This window comes from Rubidibacter lacunae KORDI 51-2 (assembly GCF_000473895.1).
GTDB lineage: Bacteria > Cyanobacteriota > Cyanobacteriia > Cyanobacteriales > Rubidibacteraceae > Rubidibacter > Rubidibacter lacunae.
Genome location: NZ_ASSJ01000047.1, coordinates 45,438 through 63,402, shown reverse-complemented (window position 1 = coordinate 63,402; position 17,965 = coordinate 45,438). Strand labels below are relative to the sequence as shown.

The window sequence follows — 17,965 nt, the reverse complement described above, 5'->3', positions numbered from 1 at the left end:
TGATAAATATAATTAGTGCTCATTCCGGAGCCTAAAGCCTCTCCTGAGCAAGAGTTTCCCCATCGCTGTGAGCCAAAGATACTAATATTATTTAGAATTTAGCATGCACATGTCTAGATGTCAATTCCTGCATGATGCGGATATAGAAACCGATATCGTAAACTGCAAATCCTTTGTGGGATATGAACTCTAGCCTTCTAGCAGCCCGATTTCGCTGTACTTAGGCTGCATTTGCTCCGTATAGACTCTGGTCACCACCCTTCACCAATAGCGGATTTAGAAACTAACTTCGCCAAGCGCGAGCCCCCTACAGCATAGATTTCGCAACCATTCTAGCTGCGCGATCGCGAGTTACTTAGGCTGCATTTATCCCGTATAGACTTGGGGTATCGCCATTTGCCACTAGCCAGGACCGACTCCGCCACCAAGCCCCCCAAGCTGCTCGATCGCTTCCGCGACACCCGGCGCGTCAAGCACTACGCCTACCGCACTGAAGAAACATACCTGCAGTGGATTCGCCGCTTCATCATCTTCCACGGCAAACGCCATCCCAAAGACATAGGCGCGCCCGAAGTCGAAGCATTTCTGACCCACCTCGCCGTCGTAGGTAACGTCTCCGCCTCGACCCAGAATCAAGCCCTTAGCGCCCTGCTCTTTCTCTATCGCCACGTCCTCAAACAACCCCTGACCGACGACGCCATTGACTCCGTTCGCGCCAGACAATCCAAGCACCTCCCCACCGTCCTGTCGGTCGACGAAACGCGACGCTTGCTGCAGTGCCTAAGCGGCACTCACCAACTCCTTGCCAAGCTCCTTTATGGCTCCGGCTTGCGAGTTAAAGAAGCCCTGCGCCTGCGCGTGAAAGATATCGACTTCGCCCAAACGCAAATCGTCGTGCGCGACGCCAAGGGCAACCGCGATCGCCTCACCATCCTGCCCGACAGCCTGACCGAGCTGCTGCAAGCGCACCTGGTCCAAGTCAAGCAACTGCATGCTGACGACCTCGCCCAAGGCTTCGGAGCTGTCTACTTGCCCCACGCCCTGGCGCGCAAATACCCAAACGCTCCGCAGGCATGGATTTGGCAATACGCCTTCCCCGCCAAGCGACGGACAATCGACCCGCGCAGCAACGAAGTGCGGCGACACCACCTCGACGACAGTGTCCTGCAGCGATCGCTCAAGACTGCCGCCCGCCAAGCCGAAATCCCCAAGCGAGTCAGCTGCCACACCTTACGCCACAGCTTTGCCACCCACCTGCTGCAGACCGGCTACGACATCCGCACGGTCCAAGAACTCCTCGGTCACAAAGATGTCAAAACCACGATGATTTACACCCACGTCCTCAACCGAGGGGGAATGGGCGTACGCAGTCCGCTGGACCTCTAACCTCTCAGAACATAAGCGGGGGATATATTCCCGACGTGCGACCGTTTTTATACCGACCAGTCCCCGCCGCCGGCGTCCTATCCGGCCGAGTCGGTGCCGCGTTGGCGCACGACCGGCTGCTCGGCGTCTTGCAGTTGCTGGCTCTCGGCCAAAAATCGCAAATACTCCTCCTCCTTGACCCAGTTCGCGCGGATGCTGAGTACACCGCACAAGCTTGCAGCCGCGAATGCATAACACCGCGCAGTCGAGAGGTTCGTTCGGTACCGAATCACCGAGGCAGCCAGGTCGGGCGATGCCTGCTTCGAGGTCGGGCACATCCAAACACGGGCTCAGTCCACTGCCCCGCGAATTGGCAAACTCGGGTTGGGGTTCGACGTTCTGGCAGAAGATTGCCAGGTTCAGACCGGCGACAGGAAACTCGACGCGGATGCGGAGACGTGCTGGCGTGGCACGCGATCTAACGCCTGTTGTTAACACTACTAGGCGCTCGTCGGTAGCGACCAGAGTGACAAAGGCTTCGAAAAAGCTACACGGTCGGCGCCAGAGGAGCTGAGTTGCAAACGCTACCAGAGCTATGGAATCGCGATCGGGTTGCGATCGCTGAGCGTAAGAATGTCAGCTCCGTCTGGGGTCACTGCGATCGTGTGCTCGAATTGTGCCGAAAGTTTGCGGTCTTTGGTTAAAGCCGTCCAGCCGTCGTCCTGGATTTCAGCTTCCCAGGTCCCTTCGTTGATCATCGGCTCGATGGTGAACACCATGCCCGGCCGCAGGCGCTTGCCCTTACCGCGCGTGCCGTAGTGAGGAACTTGCGGGGCGGTATGAAATGTACGGCTGACACCATGCCCGACAAAGTCACGAACGACGGAAAATCCCATCGATTCGGCATAGTCCTGAATGGCAGCTCCGATGTCGCCGATACGAGCGCCCGCCTTGACAGCCATGATGCCGCGCCGCAAACATTCCTCGGTGACGTCAACCAGTTTCTGCGCGACCGGAGAGGGTGTTCCAACGCAGAACATGCGCGAGGTGTCGCCGTGGTAGCCGTCCACGATCGGCGTTACATCGATGTTAATGATGTCGCCGTCTCTGAGAATTTCCTTGGCGTTGGGAATACCGTGGCAGATAACCTCATTGACGCTGGTGCAAATTGACTTAGGAAAGCCGTGATAGCCCAGGGGCGCGCTGACATAGCCGCGATCGCGCGTCCACTGTTCGGCAATGTCATTGAGCTCGAGAGTACTGACGCCAGGCTTGACCAGCGGCGTAAGGGTATCGAGTAACTCAGCAGCCATGCGTCCGGCTTGGCGCATCTTCTCGATTTCGCGTTTGGAAAGCAGGGTAATAGTTTCGCTGCCCATGCGTCGCGCGTTCCTAGGTACTCTCGGGTGGTTAGGCAGCTCGATCGATCCAGCAGAGCTGCTCAAACTATTGTAGTGAGTTCGAATGATGAGCCCGGAATCGAGATGCTGACAGCTTGGCTGCGAACGAAAGCTTAAGTTCTAGTCGCTCGGGAGAATTTCAGGGGGGAGATTAACATTGAGGCTTCATCCCGTGCAGTCGGGCGAACTTGCTACCATAATCTTTGCGATCCCAAGAGTTGGATATACGGGAAACCCTTAAAAGGAAGCAATGAGAATTCTCCGGCTAGCCGAGCTGTCTGCAAACGAGCTGAGTGCGCTCAAGCGCCGTGCTGAAGTCGATATCGAGCAGGCACTCTCGGTGGCGGGTGAGGCGATCGCCAAGATCCGGCAGCATGGAGATGAAGGCGTGCTGGAATACGCGCGCAAGTTTGACTTCCCGGGTGCAGAGACCGGCAATCTTAAGGTTACGGAAGCCGAGTTTGCGTTCGCTCGCGAGGCGATCGCGCCGGAGTTGAAAGCGGCGATCGCCCATGCTTGCGCCAACATTCGTGAGGTACACCAGCGGCAGCTTCCCGAGGAAATCCAGCTCGGCGAAATCGCTCCCGGCGTGTTTGCCGGCGAGAAAGTTTCTCCAATCGCCAGTGCCGGGTTGTACGTGCCGCGCGGTAAAGGTGCGTTTCCATCGGTCATGCTGATGCTCGCCGTTCCGGCAGTCGTGGCCGGCGTCAAGCGCATCATCGTCTGCACGCCGCCGGGGAAAGACGGCTCGGTCGAACCCGCATCGCTGGTAGCCGCAGAGATGGCCGGCGTCTCGGAGATTTATAAGCTCGGGGGCATTCAGGCGATCGCGGCAATGGCACTGGGGACCGAGACGGTGCCGAAAATCGACAAGATCACCGGACCGTGTAACGTTTACGGCTCGGCAGCGAAGCGGTTGCTCTACGGCACGACGAACGTCGGGTTGCCAGCCGGCCCTAGCGAATCGATTATTTTGGCTGACGAAACCACCGACCCGCGCTTGGCGGCGCTGGACTTGTTGGTGGAAGCCGAGCACGGTCCCGATTCGGCAGCATTACTGGTCACCCACAGCGAAGCCGTGGGCTTGAAGGCAGCCGAAAACGCCTCGGAATATCTCAAACAACTGCCCGAATGGCGGCGTCAGTTCTGCAGCACCGGACTTTCGACCCACGGGGGCATCCTGCTGACGGAGAGTTTGCAGCAGTCGATCGACTTCGTCAACGAATATGCGCCCGAGCACATGGAAATCTTGACCGCCGATCCAATGAGCTTGCTCGGGGCAATTCAGCACGCGGGCGAGATTTTGCTCGGTCCCTACACGCCCATTCCCACGGCAAACTACTGCATCGGCGTCAACGCCATCTTGCCAACCGGTGGCTTCGCGCGATCGTATTCTGCTGTCTCGGTCCACGAATTCCTCAAGCGGGCGAGCCTGGGTTACCTCACCCGCGAGGGCTTCGATCGCCTCAAGCACACGACCCAAACCCTGGCCGATTACGAAGGCTTCCCGGCCCACGCGATGGCGATCCGCGAACGCGATGCCTGGCTGCAGACCCGAGATCGAGCACAAAGCAAGTAGCTGTATCGAAACGCCGCAGTGAGGTAGCGATCGTGTCGGATCGGACATTATTTGAGATCCAGCAACTGCAGTTTCGCGATCGCGCCCGAGCCAGCCAGTTGCTGAAGGAATTCCTGAACGAAACGCTGCCGTTTGCGATCGCGGACGTGACCGTGCGCCCGCAAGCAGTCTCGCTGAATTCGATCAACGGGTTCCTAACGACGGCGGATGGCGATCGGCAGTTTTTTAAAACCCACGTCGAGCCACAGAGCATCATCCACGAGTACTACAACTCGACGATTCTGGCCGAAGCAGGCTATCCGGTCATTCAACCGATCTACAGCTCGACGGAATGGGGCAAACAACTGCTAATTTACGATTACTTCAGCGCGCCGTCTTTGTTTGACGTATCGCGGGAAATCGAACTCGGCAAACGCTACGACGCCGATCGCGTCCTCGCCGCCCAGCAGCACGCCGACGATTGCTTGTGGGACATCTATCGACAAACCCTGAGCTGGTTATCTGCAGAAGAGCACGCGCGATCGCCCGTTCACCAGCTGTTTTTCCATCGTTTGACAGGCGGACGCTATGCAGAATTTTACTGCGGCAAGCAGATTGCATTCCCCGGCGCGGAATTTGACTTCGAGCGCATTGCCAGCTGGCAGTGGCGCATCAACGATCGCGCCTACTCCGAACCCCTAGCTGCCGTCATCGATCGCGCGATCGCCCGGCTGAACCCAACCCGCGCTGACGTTCCGGCAATTATCGGGCATGGCGACGCGCACAACGGCAACGTCTTTTGGGACGGCGATCGGGGCGAATCGGGCGAGTTGATCTACTTCGACCCCGCCTTTGCCGGGCGCCACTCGCCGTTTTTGGATCTCGCGAAACCACTTTTTCACAACGTCTTTGCAATTTGGATGTACTTCCCGCGCGAAATCGCTGCCGAACTCGAGATTCGGTGGGAACTACAGGGCGAAACGCTGGTTGTAGAGCACGACTTCGTGCCGTCCGAGCTGCGTATCGGTTTCCTGCGATCGAAGCTGGAGCACGTTCTCAAACCGCTCCTATTTGAGTTGCGATTGCGGGGCTGGCTCGATCCAAACTGGCGCGATGACTTGAAGCTCGCGCTATTCTGTTGCCCGTTTTTGACCATGAACCTCGCCGATTCGCAGAAGTTTCCGCCGGAGATCGCACTGCTCGGTTTGGCGATCGCTATGGAAATGGCCGCTGTAAGCGAGCCACCGAGCCGGCTCGATACCGAACTCGATCGCCTCGGGATCGGGGACAATCGGTCCTAACCGTTCAGTCAGTCTCAGACAGGTAGCCTCCGATGAATCGGGACAAGTTAAAGCTGCTCGTGTTCGACCTCGACGGCGTCATTACGAGCGAGCAGAAGTATTGGAACATCGCACGGCTGACCGTGTGGGAGTTGCTGTGCAGTGGGGATTACTTGGGACTGGTCAACTACTTCGGCGGTGGCGATCGCGTCGAAACGCGTTTGCAGTCCGTCGGCGATCGCGTCATCTCCGAGGAATTTGTCTACCAACTCAAGAGCCGCGCGGTCAACTCCAACTGGGATTTGACGTTCTTCGTTTTCTGCTTGCAACTGATCGGTATCCTTGCCGCTCATCCCGACAGCATCGATATCCTGAACCGCGATCGCTCCCTTGCCGATAATTTCCAAGCCCTCGGTCGCGAGTTACAAGGTCGCGACATTACCGCTCGCGGCAGTGCGGACGTTATCGATCGCTTCTGGCAGGAAACGCGATCGCTGCGCGGAGCAGATGTCCTCGATTTCGTTGGCGAATTTGCGACTCGCACCCTCGGTCGCGAGGTGCGTTGCTTCGACACTCGCAGTGAGTTGTGGCAGCTTTGCTACGAAAACTTTCAGGCGTGGTACGAAGGGAAGAAAGGGTACGTGCTACCGGGTGACGAGACGGTAGTGCCGACAGACGCGATCGCCTCAACGCTGGCCCGACTGAGCCAAACGTTTACCCTCGCAGTTGCTACAGGCAGGCCGAAACTGGAAACGGTGCCCGTGCTAACCGATCTAGGACTACTGCAGTATTTCGATCGCGATCGCATCGTCACTTACGATGAAGTCCTCGCTGCTGAATCGGTTTTGGATAACTCGATCAAACTCGGCAAACCGCATCCGTTTGTTATCTATAAAGCTGCTCGACCGGAGGTAGATGTTGCGATGCTGTGCTCGGAAGAATTCCGACTCGATAGTGCTGATGCGATCGCCTACATCGGAGATGCTGGCAGCGATGTGGTCGCAGCCCAACGCGCTGGGTGCCTCTCGATTGGAGTATTAACTGGGTTTGCAATTGCCAATGCCGTGGAGCAAAAGCGAGCGTTGCTAAGCGGACTCGGTTGCAATGTCATTCTCGATAGCGTACTCGACTTACCTCGCTTCCTGCAGCGAGCTCGATCGGCGTCTACAGCTACAACTTGCTAAGTAACGTGCTAAGTCGCTCATCAAGCCAGATCGGTCATAGACGGGTAATTGCGCGGTCGGGCGATTGCACAGACCGGGTGTATCGGTGGGTTAACCAATCGCCATTCTAGCGGTTGCTATGCTGGAGCTTCGGTTGATACGAGCGGCAAGCATGGGAACAGACGCGCCAACGACAGAGGTAAATTCAGCTGCGATCGACCTCAAACAATTGCGACCGGGTGATTGGCTAACCGTAACAGTAGATCGCTTCGACAGTAAGTATCTCGGCGAAACCCGTTTGCAGGGCAAAACCCTACTCGTGCCGGGCTCGCTGCCGGGAGAAACCATTCGCGGGCAAGTACTGCGCAATTGGAAGCGCTGTTTGGTGTTGCGCCCGGTTGAGATTTTGACTCCCGATCCGCGCCGCGTCGAACCCCACTGCCAGCACTTTGCACTCTGTGCGGGTTGTCAATTCCAGCATGTCGATTATGCCGAACAGCTCGTAATTAAGCGATCGCGTTTGGAGAGTTTCTTCGAACCCGAACATCCCGTACAGCCGCTCCCATTACGCGGGATTATTGGCTCAACGCACCCATACGCATATCGCAACAGCATTAAAGTCCACGGTCCTGGCGAGCCGGGATTCTGGCAGGTCAAAGGCATCGACATGCTTCGCAATCGCGAGTGTCCGATTTGCGTGAGCGAAGTTGAAGATAGCCTCAAACAACAGCGAGAATCCGGATTTCAAGAGTTCGTCGATCGTAACGTTCTCAACATTCTCATTCGCGCGACCAGCATTGGTGACACCTACCTCGGTCCCGAACAACCCAAAGCCGATGAAGTCGCTTGGCTAACCGAGGCGATCGCCCATCCGCTGACTGAGGAAAGCTTGCAACTAGTCGTCCCCGCTCATGCGTTTTGGCAGGGCAGTACGCCGATGCTGCCGCGCTTGATCGAGGAAGCCGTCCGTCCGATACGGGACTTCGCGCCCGAGTTACTCATTGAAACCTACTGCGGCATGGGCTTATTCGGCATCATGAGCGCGCCCTTCGCCGCACGCGTCATCGGCGTAGAAGACCATCCGCTCGCGATCGAGGCCGCGCGCCGCAACCAAACCCACTTGCAGCTGCCCAACTGGGAGATAATTCACGACAAGACCGAAAACCGCCTCGAAGCTCTGCTGGCCGAGGCACCCGAACGCACGAGCCTGATCGTCGATCCGCCGCGCAGCGGGTTGCCTAAGAAAGTCCTCAAGCAAATCCTGCGCTGTCCGCCCCAGCATCTCGTCTACGTGAGCTGCAATCCAGAAAGCCTCGCGCGCAATCTCAACAAGTTGTGTCGCGAAACCTTCCAGCTCCAAGACATCGTCGGTATCGATCTATTTCCGCAAACCAAACACCTCGAATGCGTCTGCGTGCTCCAACGCCGCGAGTCCTGGACGCGATCGCCCGAGACATCCGCATCTGCTCCAGCCACCGACACGGCCGAACCAGTTGCCGAGACAGAGGACTGACCGAGAAGACTGCAGGCGCAGAAACGGATGCAGCAGCTCGCGCGCTCGCCGATCGCCTCCGGAGAGCGGTCGCGCTCAGAACCGATGCGGCTTGGAGCTTGCCACACAAACTACTCGGACGTTTGACGCGCCCTAACTGCGACCCGGCAGTAAATACTTGAAGTTGCTCGGACCCTCATATCCGCTCAGAGCGGCTAATTCCTCAGGAGTCTGGAGTCCCGGATAAAGCTCGCCGTCGATTTCCCAGGATGGATACGAGCGAACCCCCGCTGTCTTGCAGGCCGGACTCTGAACGTTGGTGCCCGGGTCGGCACATTCGATGTAGTCGATCTTCTGGAACGCTTCCTTACCGAACAACTGCTTTTGCTCGTGACAATGCGGGCACCAGAACGCACCGTATTTCTTCGCGCCAACTGCTGTTAGGTGCTCGGCTAAGGCGATCTCCGCCTCACCCGACTGCGTGTCGATCTGCCATCCTTTGCCTGGTGTTGGCGGCGATGTCGGCTGGGTGATGACAATGCGATCGCCTTGAGCCACGACGGGTTTTTCAGAGTAAACGCCGAGTGTCCCGACCAACGTGACCAGACCGACAACAATACCGGTGAATATGACCTGTCCGGAATCTTCCCACTCGCGACCGAGCAAAACGAGGATCAGCATACTGACCGCAAACGCCGCCGATCCGATGCAATAGGGACAAGCCGTTTGCAGCTCCGTTGCCAACACGTACATCAAGTAACCGCTGAACACCGTCATTGACGTGGCACCTGCCAGCAACAGCAGCCACGTCCAGTTTTCCAGCTTGTTACGCAGCGAACGCTGCTGCTCGCGATCCACGGCGAGCGGACCGAGCGAGAACGTTGCCATGCTGAGATAAGCCAGGAGGCCGAATAAGCTCAGCGGCAGCCCGAATACCTTGGCGTAGGAACTGGAGAGAACGTTATTACAACCGCTGCCTGCGGCTTCGGCCGTACAGGCAACAGATGCGCCAGACAGCGCGGAGACGGTCAGGTAAGCGGTTAAGATCGCGCCGAGAATGGCGATTGCCCCGATCAGCGGGCGCGACCAGATCTGAATCCAGGGGAGTTGCTTGCGTCGGCGGCTCATGGGTCGTGCTCGGAATTTAGCTTGACTGCAGATACCAAAGGACTCGTGCGGGAGAACTGCTGACAGCATCGGGGTCGCAGCGGTTGCTGGGCGGATCGCCCCAATCCGCTCTCGAAGTAGCCGTCGAACAGCACCGCACAAAGCGAGTCACTCATCAATGATGCCGCATCGCAACCGAGAACGAAGCAACGGCAATCTTCGGTACTCAGGACGAGTTATAAAGACGAAAGTTCGCGGGTAGGGGTCGATGGGGGAACCGGCGCGATAGGTTCCAGGCGCGCAGCTTCGACGAACTGCCGGACCCGCGTCGGGTCGATCGGCTCGCTGAGACGACCGTTGCGTTTGAGCGAACTCGCCGCGATCGCACCGTCGGCTGCCTGGAGCAGTTGGGCGATGTTATCCCAGGTTGTCCCACTGCCGACCAGAATCGGGGTATCACCGGCTGCGGCCTTGGCGACTTCGAGGTCTTCGTAACTCGGCGCTTCACCCGTTGCCCACCCCGATAAAATCGCGGCATCTGCCAGCCCGCGCTCGATCGTCTCGCTCACCGCAGCCGTTAAGTGAGGTGAGTTAAGCGGTCGCGCGTGCTTAACCAATACATCGGCGAAAATCGCCACATCCGCTCCCAGTTCGCGCCGGTAGCGCAGTAGGTGATGCGCCTGCCCTTCAATCAATCCCTGATCGGTCGCCATCACGCCAGTAAGTACGTTGACGCGCACGAATTGCGCCCCCGTACAGGCCGCGATCGCCAGGGCGCTGCGCGCATCATTGCGCAGCACGTTAATGCCGATGGGGAGAACGACAATCTGCTTGATGCGATGTACGGCTAGCGTTATAGCGCTAACTGTTGCCGGGTCGGCTGAATTCTTCGGGAAGGGCGCGTCGTGGAAATTTTCGATAATGATACCGTCCGCACCACCTGCTGCCAGTGCCGATGCTTCCTGCTCGGCCCGTTCGAGGATCGCCTCCAAGTCGCTCCCCCAGCGCGCCGATGCTGGCAAAGGCAACAGGTGTACGACACCGATGACGGGCTTGGGAGTCTCAAATAGCTGCTCTAAATTCACCGGGTTCTAAGTCGCTGCACCACCGCAACCGAATTTTTGTCTGCGCAGCTCGCATTGCTTGCCGCAGTTGCGCGCTCAAGAAAGCGCAAATTCGATCTTCACACATTCTAGGCGGCAGTGGAACCCTTGTCTCTGCCAGTGGATTCGTTATGATAGTAAGCTGTGCCTGCGCGTAAGCTTTCAGTCAATGATGTTGGCGGGCACTTGAAAAGCCCATTCTTAACTGAATTCACGAAAGCCTCATTTATTCATTCATTTATTTCATTCATTTATGATTAGCAAGCCCGCGATCGCCATTACCCATCTCGGCTGCGAGAAAAATCGTATCGATTCCGAGCACATGCTCGGGTTGCTCGCCCAGGCCGGCTACGATGTCGGTGCCGATGAAGAAAGCGCCGACTACGTAATCGTAAACACTTGTAGTTTCATCCAGGACGCGCGCGAAGAGTCGGTCCGTACTCTGGTCGAGCTTGCTGAAGCTGGAAAGAAGATCGCGATTGCAGGCTGTCTCGCCCAACATTTTCATCAAGAACTTCTCGACGAATTGCCCGAAGCAGTTGCCGTTGTCGGTACGGGAGATTATCACAAAATCGTCGATGTAATCGAGCGGGCCGAACGCGGCGATCGCGTCCGCGCCGTCAGCGCTCAACCCACCTACATTGCCGACGAAACCGTTCCGCGCTACCGAACGACCACCGAAGGCGTTGCCTATCTGCGCGTTGCCGAAGGCTGCGACTATCGCTGTGCCTTCTGCATCATCCCGCACCTGCGCGGCAAGCAGCGATCGCGCTCCATCGAATCGATTGTGGCGGAAGCCCAACAGCTCGCCGACCAAGGCGTTAGCGAACTGGTCTTGATCTCGCAGATTTCGACCAACTATGGTTTAGACCTCTATGGCAAACCGATGCTGGCAGAACTGCTGCGCGCTCTCGGCACGGTAGATGTTCCTTGGATCCGCATCCACTATGCCTATCCTACGGGTTTGACCGAGACTGTCATCGCCGCTATTCGCGAGACACCTAATGTGCTGCCATACCTAGATCTGCCGCTGCAGCATTCTCATCCCGACCTTCTGCGCGCCATGAATCGTCCTTGGCATGGGCACGTCAACGACGCGATCGTCGAGCGAATCAAAGCCGCATTGCCCGCAGCCGTTCTGCGGACGACATTTATCGTCGGCTTCCCCGGCGAAACCGAGGCGCACCACAATCACCTACTGGAATTCGTCGCTCGCCACGAATTCGATCATGTGGGAGTCTTTACCTTCTCGCCGGAGGAGGGAACCCCCGCGTTCGACTTGCCGGATCGCGTGCCACAAGCGTTGATGGATGCCCGTCGGGACGAACTCATGCAACTGCAGCAACCGATTGCCGCACGCCGGAATCGTGCCTGCGTAGGGCAAGTGCTAGACGTGTTGGTGGAACAAGAAAATCCGCGGACGGGCGAGCTTGTCGGACGCGCCGCGCGCTTTGCGCCTGAGGTAGATGGCTTGGTCTATGCCCGCGGTACGGCGACCCTCGGTACGATCGTACCCGTCGCGATCGAGGACTCCGAAGTCTACGACTTGTACGGACGGGTTGTCACGGGAGACTGAGGTACTCGCCCCAGCGCTAGAAACCACATTATCCGCTGCAGCCCGACATTCTACGGTGCAACCCGGCAGGATCGCTTGCAACCGCGCAACTAAAATTAGGTAAAAATCACCAAAAACGCGCGAGTTGCCGTAAACTTCAAGGAAGGTAACAAAAAATTAAAGATGGTGAATTCTTTTGCGGCTTTGGGATTGTCAGACGCTCGCGTCGAGCAGCTTGAGAAGCTCGGCTTCGAAGCGCCCACCGAGGTGCAGGCGCAAGCAATCCCCTACCTTTTGCAAGGGCGCGACGTAGTCGGACAATCTCAGACTGGGACGGGCAAAACAGCAGCCTTCTCCCTGCCGCTCTTGGAATGCATCGATCTCGAGAATCCAACCGTGCAAGCGCTGGTACTGACCCCCACGCGCGAGCTTGCCCAGCAGGTGGCGAAGGCAATGACAGCATTTGCCTGCGATCGCCGCCAACAGGTGGCGACGGTGTACGGCGGTCAGTCGATGGACCGGCAAATCCGCTCCCTAGAGCGCGGCGCGCAGATCGTTGTCGGCACGCCGGGGCGAATCATCGATTTGCTCGAACGCGGCAAACTCCACCTGGGGACCGTAAGTTGGGTCGTACTCGACGAAGCCGATGAGATGCTGAGCATGGGCTTTGTGGATGACGTCAAGAAGATCGTGGGTCAGACACCGGACAACCGGCAGACGGCATTTTTCTCGGCAACGATGCCACGCGGCGTGCGCGATCTGATTGCTACGCTGCTTAACGATCCGATTGCACTGAAAGTCGAGCGGCCGCAGGAGACCCCCAGCCGCATCGAACAGCGTATCTACAAGGTGCCGCGCGGCTGTCACAAAATCCGCGCGCTCCAGCCTTTACTCGAGCTTGAAGATCCCGAGTCGGCATTGATCTTCGTGCGCACGAAGCGTTCCGCTGCAGAAGTCGCTCAGAAGCTTCAGGCAGCTGGGTACGGCGTCGATGAATACCACGGCGACCTCAGCCAGCACCAGCGCGAGCGTTTGGTACAGCGCTTCCGTAGCGGTCAGGTCAAGATTGTTGTTGCTACCGACATCGCTGCCCGCGGTTTAGACGTAGCCGATCTCAGCCACGTGATCAATTACGACCTCCCCGATAGCGTCGAGACCTATATCCACCGCATTGGGCGGACGGGGCGAGCGGGTAAAACCGGCGTAGCAATTACGCTCAGTCAGTTCAGCGATCGCCGCATGTTACGCCAGATCGAGTACAAAGTGCGGCAGACCCTGGAGGTGCGGAATCTTCCCAACCGCGCCCAGATCGAAGCCCGCCGATTGGAACGACTGCGCGAGCAGCTTCAGGGTGCTCTGGGTGGCGAACGCATCGCCTCGTTCTTGCCGGTCGTCAACTCCTTGAGCGACGAATACGATCCTCATGCGATCGCGGCAGCGGCTCTGCAACTCGTCTACGACCAGAATCGCCGAGATATCCCCAGCTTGGAGGATCTCGAGCAATCGTCGCGCCCGCGCCCGCCGCGGGAGAAGCCTCGCCTGCGCGATGTTCGCGGTCGCGAGCGCCTCAACGCCGGAAAGTAACCCGCCCTCGCTAACCCACTTGAGTGTCCCGTGCGGGCAATCGATCGAGCGCGCTCGACTTTCAGGGTGAGTTCGGAGCGCGCCAGCGCCCGTAGTTGGGGTAGTTTAAGCTCAGATGCAACTGGGCTGCCCCCCCACTGCGGCGGGTAAAATCGATACAGATTCTCCGTTACAGGACCGGGGTGAAATAGTCGCTTCTGATGTATCTCGGTCTGCTACGTCGGGTTGCTAAATTGTCTGGTTTACAGTGAACCGTGATTGTCCGATTGCCGAGCGAAGTGAAAAGTAAAATCCGACCCGCGTATCAAGCCGGTTGGCCTGGGTTGATCGAGGCTTACCGTGCTTATCTACCGGTGACCGATTCAACACCGGTTGTGACGTTGCATGAAGGCAATACACCGCTCATTCCGCTGGAGTCGATCGCCCAGCAGATCGGCCGCGGCGTGCGGGTTTATGCCAAGTTCGACGGGCTCAATCCTACGGGTAGCTTTAAGGATCGCGGCATGACGATGGCGATCTCCAAAGCAAAGGAAGCCGGAGCCCAAGCGGTGGTCTGTGCAAGTACGGGCAACACCTCGGCGGCGGCAGCGGCCTACGCACGACGGGCGGGAATGCGCGCCTTCGTGATTATCCCAGACGGGTATGTGGCGTTAGGCAAGTTAGCGCAGGCACTGATGTATGGTGCTGAGGTCATTGCGATCGAAGACAACTTTGATGTCTGTATGGAGATCGTCCGGGCGCTATCGGAACGCTATCCAGTCACGCTGGTCAACTCCGTCAACCCGTATCGGTTGGAAGGTCAGAAGACAGCTGCTTTTGAAGTCGTCGACGAACTCGGCGACGCGCCGGATTGGTTGTTCATTCCGGTCGGTAATGCAGGCAATATTTCTGCCTATTGGATGGGGTTTTGCCAATACCGACAGTACGGGCGCTGCGATCGCTTACCCCGCATGATGGGATTCCAAGCGGCCGGTTCGGCACCGCTCCTCAACAATTGCCCGGTTGCCGAACCGCAAACGGTAGCAACTGCGATTCGCATCGGCAACCCGGCCAACTGGGAGCGCGCGATCGCCGTTCGCGATGCATCGCAAGGCGCGTTCGATGCGGTGACGGATGAGGATATTTTGCACGCTTATCGCTTGCTCGGCGCAGAAGGAGTTTTCTGCGAGCCCGCAAGTGCGACTTCCGTTGCCGGCCTGCTGAAAGTACAGGCGCGCGTCCCTGACGAAGCAACAGTGGTTTGCGTATTGACCGGAAACGGACTCAAGGACCCGCAAAGCGCGATCGACCACAGTAAAGCAACGCTTAAAAAAGGCATTACTCCAAATCTCGAGTCCGTTGCTGCCGCATTGGGATTTTAGCGAACGCCCCCTGCAAGTGCAGCGGTACTCTTTAAGGCTACAAAATACTTTGGTGCGCTGAAGGCTCGGAGAGATCGCGTCGTTGAAACGAGTTGGTGTTGATTGGTCTGCGAATCGAGCGTGACTTTTTCCCTAGTGTTCGAATTCCACAGTTCTCACTCTTGCAAACTGTAGCGGCCTTCGCGATCGAGAAGTTGGTTGTAGGTAGCGATCGCGTCGCGTACGAAAACTGGCTTGCTGCAATTTTTATCTCGATCGAATTGACGGTGTCATACCAACTCTTGGAAGTGCTGCGACAGATGGCAGATCGAGAGCCCATACTCCATGGATTGTCCTCCTCATCTGTCGTAGGTATTATACGAATTGGTATCAACAACTAAAAGGGCTGCAATCTTTAAACTCCTGAAGGTTTTACTTTTACCTTCAACTTAGCCATTACTCCCGAGAGCATTGCCGAAAACGAAGCAATCAACCGAGCGCGTCCAACCAATTCGGCACGACTTGTCCCACCGTAAACTGGTTTACTCACTTCGGAAAAAGGCCTTCGCTACTTTGTGAATGCTCGAGCTGGACATTTTTTTAACGGTCGTCTTCAAGATTGGCGGTGGAAAGGGCATCCCTATCCACTACCCAAGACGGTATCCGCGTCGAACACGTGCGGTTTGAACCGTGCGCAAACAGTGAAAAAAGCAAGGGTCCATCGTTGGGTATGAAACCGTCGGTTACGTTTTCAACACGCGTGCGGGTCAGTTACGCGATTTAGCATGACAACAGACGACAACAGCAAATAGTTCAACTTCCTGGCACCCTGCGAGCTTGCTGACTGACCGAGGTTTTCAGAGATCTGTCAGTCAGCCAGGTGAATGCCTCTAGTTGCAAAGCAATTTTTTCTACCTGCGCTTCACCAAAGCGGTTCACAAATACCCGGTCTAAATCTGCTAATACTGTTCTTGCTGCAGATATCAAATGTTCGCCTTGCTCGGTGAACAGGATCTGTTTTTGCTTACCCACTCCCTCTGTCTGCTCCAGATACCCAGCCTGGCAGAGCTCCTTGACCGTTTTGGCCACCATCTGCCGAGACACCCTTAACTGGCGAGCGATCTCAGCTCCGTAGTTAACGCCACAGTCGAGTGCGCCAAGGAATTCAAGCCGGGAAGGAGAGATAGCCTCAAAGCCCATGAAATGTAGATTTTTAGCTACATACTCAAGCAACTGGGTATGGAGAAGAGCAGAAGCAAATACTAGCTTTAGGGATTGGCTATCCGCCATTGGGACACCGCGCCTTGTAAACTGGGTTGACATAAAACTGGAGTCATTCTATGCTTATGTCAACTGAGTTTACAACCATATCGCTGAATTGCCATGCTTGTTATTCTGCGTTGGAGGTTGATATGAAGGCTACTCTTCCCCTGCGTACAGCCTTGTTTGCAAATGCTGTTTTTTCTACAATCTGTGGGCTAATAATGTTTGCCTGTCCTGAGTTTTTCGGCACTCTTATTGGTCTACAAGCGCTCTTGGTTTTCCGTTTAATAGGATGCGGGCTTCTGCTATTTGCTGCCGATCTCCTCCATCAAGCCACACGGCCGCGGTTGGAGACTTGGCGGGCACTCTATGCCAGTGGTGCGGATTTTCTTTGGGTAATTAGCTCATTACTAGGACTGCTATTGTTCTCAAGGCTGTTTTCCGAGACTGGGGTGGCAGTAGTGCTAGCTGTTGCTGGGGTAGTGCCGATCTTTGGTGTTTGGCAGATGTGGGGGATCGATCGCGCCCACCGGGCAGAAAATCCAGCCCTGCATCGTCATTGTCTGGTTGTTCATGCCGAAGCCACCCCAGTCAACATGTGGGAGGTTATCAGTCGTCTGGGTGCGATACAGAAATACTCCCCATCACTCGTCAAGTCAGAGATTCTAAATGGCAAAGCGCCTGGAATTGGAGCAGTACGGCGTTGCGCGGACCAATCCTGGCAGGTGCTGGTCAGAAGAGTGTGTTGCCTTTAATCCAGGCTCCCGTTCGTTTACATTCCGCTTTGTCTCGGAGGCACCGGATTTCCCTTTCCCAGCCAGTACGATGATCGGAGGGTGGGAGATTAAGTCAGCTGGCACAGGTTCTGAAGTGATGGTGTGGTGGGAACTTACTCCCAAACCACGTTTTCTAGCACCAGTTTTCTTGCCGATTTTGGCCTTCAATGTAGACCGGGATTTCGTTCAGATTGTTCGACGCATGTCAGATGATGCGCTAGCAAAAAATATGACAGACAATACGCTCGCTCGAAAGCATGCTAGAGTCTGGCTGGCGCCACGTTTTTGCTAACCGATCGGACCATCTTTCCAAAGCTCGCTGACCTCAGGATCCAGAGCGATCGCGATTGCGTTTGCGGTTCTCTAAACCCGATTGCGGACAGACCCTACTGAAGCGCGCACGCGCGGGATCAGCCACAAGCTCAGAAGGTAAGCCGCGATCGCTGCAAAGACGCCGGCTACGAAGCTTCCGGACAGTATGCGCGTGACGAATGCCGAGCCCATTGCCGACATCTCCGACCACGAGCGCCAGTTCACTTCGGCTAGCGAGCGCCCGTTCCAGCCCAGTAACCAACAGCCCACCTGGAAGTTGAACGCATAGATCGGTACGTAGGTTAGCGGGTTGCTCACCCACGTTGCTGCGGCTGCTACCAGCTTGTTACCCCGAACCAGAGCTGCCAACACGACGCTGAGAATAGTTTGGAGACCGAAGAATGGGAACCAGCCGGCAAACACGCCGATTGCCATCCCGCGCGCGATCGCGGGCGTGGAACTTTGCAGGCGAATCACCCGCAAATAGAGGTAGCGCAGGCGGCGATGCCAGCGAACGCGCCAGGAGCGCGGCACTCGGGAGGGGGTGGGTTGCGATCGCTGCATGGCTGGGGCAAAAATCGGCTCGATGCCTTCCAGCATAGGCATACAGTAAAGTTTGCTTCAACTATCCGAACGGGTGTCGTTTAACCTCAGAGGGCGATCGCGA

15 protein-coding genes are annotated in these 17,965 nt (G+C 56.9%); 9 read left to right on the top strand and 6 right to left on the bottom strand.

Annotated features, from left to right (window positions below; all coding sequences use genetic code 11):
- The first annotated feature begins 396 nt into the window (after positions 1-396).
- Positions 397-1,386 carry an integron integrase gene (locus KR51_RS08160; RefSeq protein ID WP_040655666.1) on the top strand — a complete coding sequence of 330 codons (990 nt, stop codon included), beginning with the start codon at positions 397-399 and terminating at the stop codon, positions 1,384-1,386.
- Between the two features lie 77 nt (positions 1,387-1,463).
- Here KR51_RS08160 and KR51_RS08155 read toward each other — a convergent pair whose 3' ends face one another.
- Positions 1,464-1,703 carry a hypothetical protein gene (locus KR51_RS08155; RefSeq protein WP_040655629.1) on the bottom strand — a complete coding sequence of 80 codons (240 nt, stop codon included), beginning with the start codon at positions 1,701-1,703 and terminating at the stop codon, positions 1,464-1,466.
- Between the two features lie 255 nt (positions 1,704-1,958).
- Entirely contained in the window at positions 1,959-2,744 is a 786-nt protein-coding gene (gene map, locus KR51_RS08150) for a type I methionyl aminopeptidase (RefSeq protein WP_022606660.1), read from the bottom strand.
- A gap of 271 nt (positions 2,745-3,015) precedes the next feature.
- On the opposite strand from map, the gene hisD reads away from it, so the two are divergent.
- From hisD to KR51_RS08130, 4 genes are all read left to right on the top strand, one after another.
- Positions 3,016-4,344, top strand: coding sequence for a histidinol dehydrogenase (gene hisD / locus KR51_RS08145; protein WP_022606658.1), 1,329 nt, complete (start codon positions 3,016-3,018; stop codon positions 4,342-4,344).
- Between the two features lie 32 nt (positions 4,345-4,376).
- On the top strand, positions 4,377-5,624 hold the full coding sequence (locus KR51_RS08140; RefSeq protein ID WP_022606656.1) for a phosphotransferase: 1,248 nt from the start codon (positions 4,377-4,379) through the stop codon (positions 5,622-5,624).
- 32 nt (positions 5,625-5,656) lie between these two features.
- Positions 5,657-6,787 (top strand): HAD family hydrolase, encoded by a 1,131-nt coding sequence (locus KR51_RS08135; protein ID WP_022606654.1) that lies wholly within the window; start codon positions 5,657-5,659, stop codon positions 6,785-6,787.
- Between the two features lie 151 nt (positions 6,788-6,938).
- Positions 6,939-8,279, top strand: coding sequence for a class I SAM-dependent RNA methyltransferase (locus tag KR51_RS08130; RefSeq protein ID WP_022606652.1), 1,341 nt, complete (start codon positions 6,939-6,941; stop codon positions 8,277-8,279).
- A gap of 132 nt (positions 8,280-8,411) precedes the next feature.
- Here the strand turns inward: KR51_RS08130 and KR51_RS08125 are convergent, their stop codons facing one another.
- Together KR51_RS08125 and btpA are read right to left on the bottom strand one after the other, a co-directional pair.
- The gene (locus tag KR51_RS08125) at positions 8,412-9,386 is read right to left on the bottom strand and encodes a vitamin K epoxide reductase family protein (protein ID WP_022606650.1); all 975 of its coding nucleotides are present in this window, start codon (positions 9,384-9,386) and stop codon (positions 8,412-8,414) included.
- Positions 9,387-9,601: 215 nt separating this feature from the next.
- Entirely contained in the window at positions 9,602-10,450 is an 849-nt protein-coding gene (gene btpA, locus KR51_RS08120) for a photosystem I biogenesis protein BtpA (protein WP_022606648.1), read from the bottom strand.
- A 271-nt stretch (positions 10,451-10,721) separates the two neighbouring features.
- On the opposite strand from btpA, the gene rimO reads away from it, so the two are divergent.
- The 3 genes from rimO (at position 10,722) to thrC (ending at position 14,968) form a co-directional block, all read left to right on the top strand.
- A complete protein-coding gene (gene rimO / locus KR51_RS08115; RefSeq protein WP_022606646.1) occupies positions 10,722-12,044 on the top strand; it encodes a 30S ribosomal protein S12 methylthiotransferase RimO in 1,323 nt (440 codons plus the stop codon).
- Positions 12,045-12,206: 162 nt separating this feature from the next.
- Positions 12,207-13,607 carry a DEAD/DEAH box helicase gene (locus KR51_RS08110; protein ID WP_022606644.1) on the top strand — a complete coding sequence of 467 codons (1,401 nt, stop codon included), beginning with the start codon at positions 12,207-12,209 and terminating at the stop codon, positions 13,605-13,607.
- Positions 13,608-13,861: 254 nt separating this feature from the next.
- Positions 13,862-14,968, top strand: coding sequence for a threonine synthase (thrC, locus tag KR51_RS08105; protein WP_022606642.1), 1,107 nt, complete (start codon positions 13,862-13,864; stop codon positions 14,966-14,968).
- Positions 14,969-15,760: 792 nt separating this feature from the next.
- Here the strand turns inward: thrC and KR51_RS08095 are convergent.
- On the bottom strand, positions 15,761-16,237 hold the full coding sequence (locus KR51_RS08095; RefSeq protein WP_022606638.1) for a MarR family transcriptional regulator: 477 nt from the start codon (positions 16,235-16,237) through the stop codon (positions 15,761-15,763).
- Positions 16,238-16,879: 642 nt separating this feature from the next.
- Here KR51_RS08095 and KR51_RS19505 point away from each other — a divergent pair.
- Positions 16,880-17,278, top strand: a complete 399-nt coding sequence (locus KR51_RS19505; protein ID WP_156915030.1) for an SRPBCC family protein — start codon at positions 16,880-16,882, stop codon at positions 17,276-17,278.
- A 71-nt stretch (positions 17,279-17,349) separates the two neighbouring features.
- Here the strand turns inward: KR51_RS19505 and KR51_RS08085 are convergent, their stop codons facing one another.
- Complete coding sequence (locus KR51_RS08085; protein WP_232214571.1) at positions 17,350-17,904, bottom strand: DUF2062 domain-containing protein; 555 nt, start codon at positions 17,902-17,904, stop codon at positions 17,350-17,352.
- Positions 17,905-17,965: the final 61 nt, after the last annotated feature.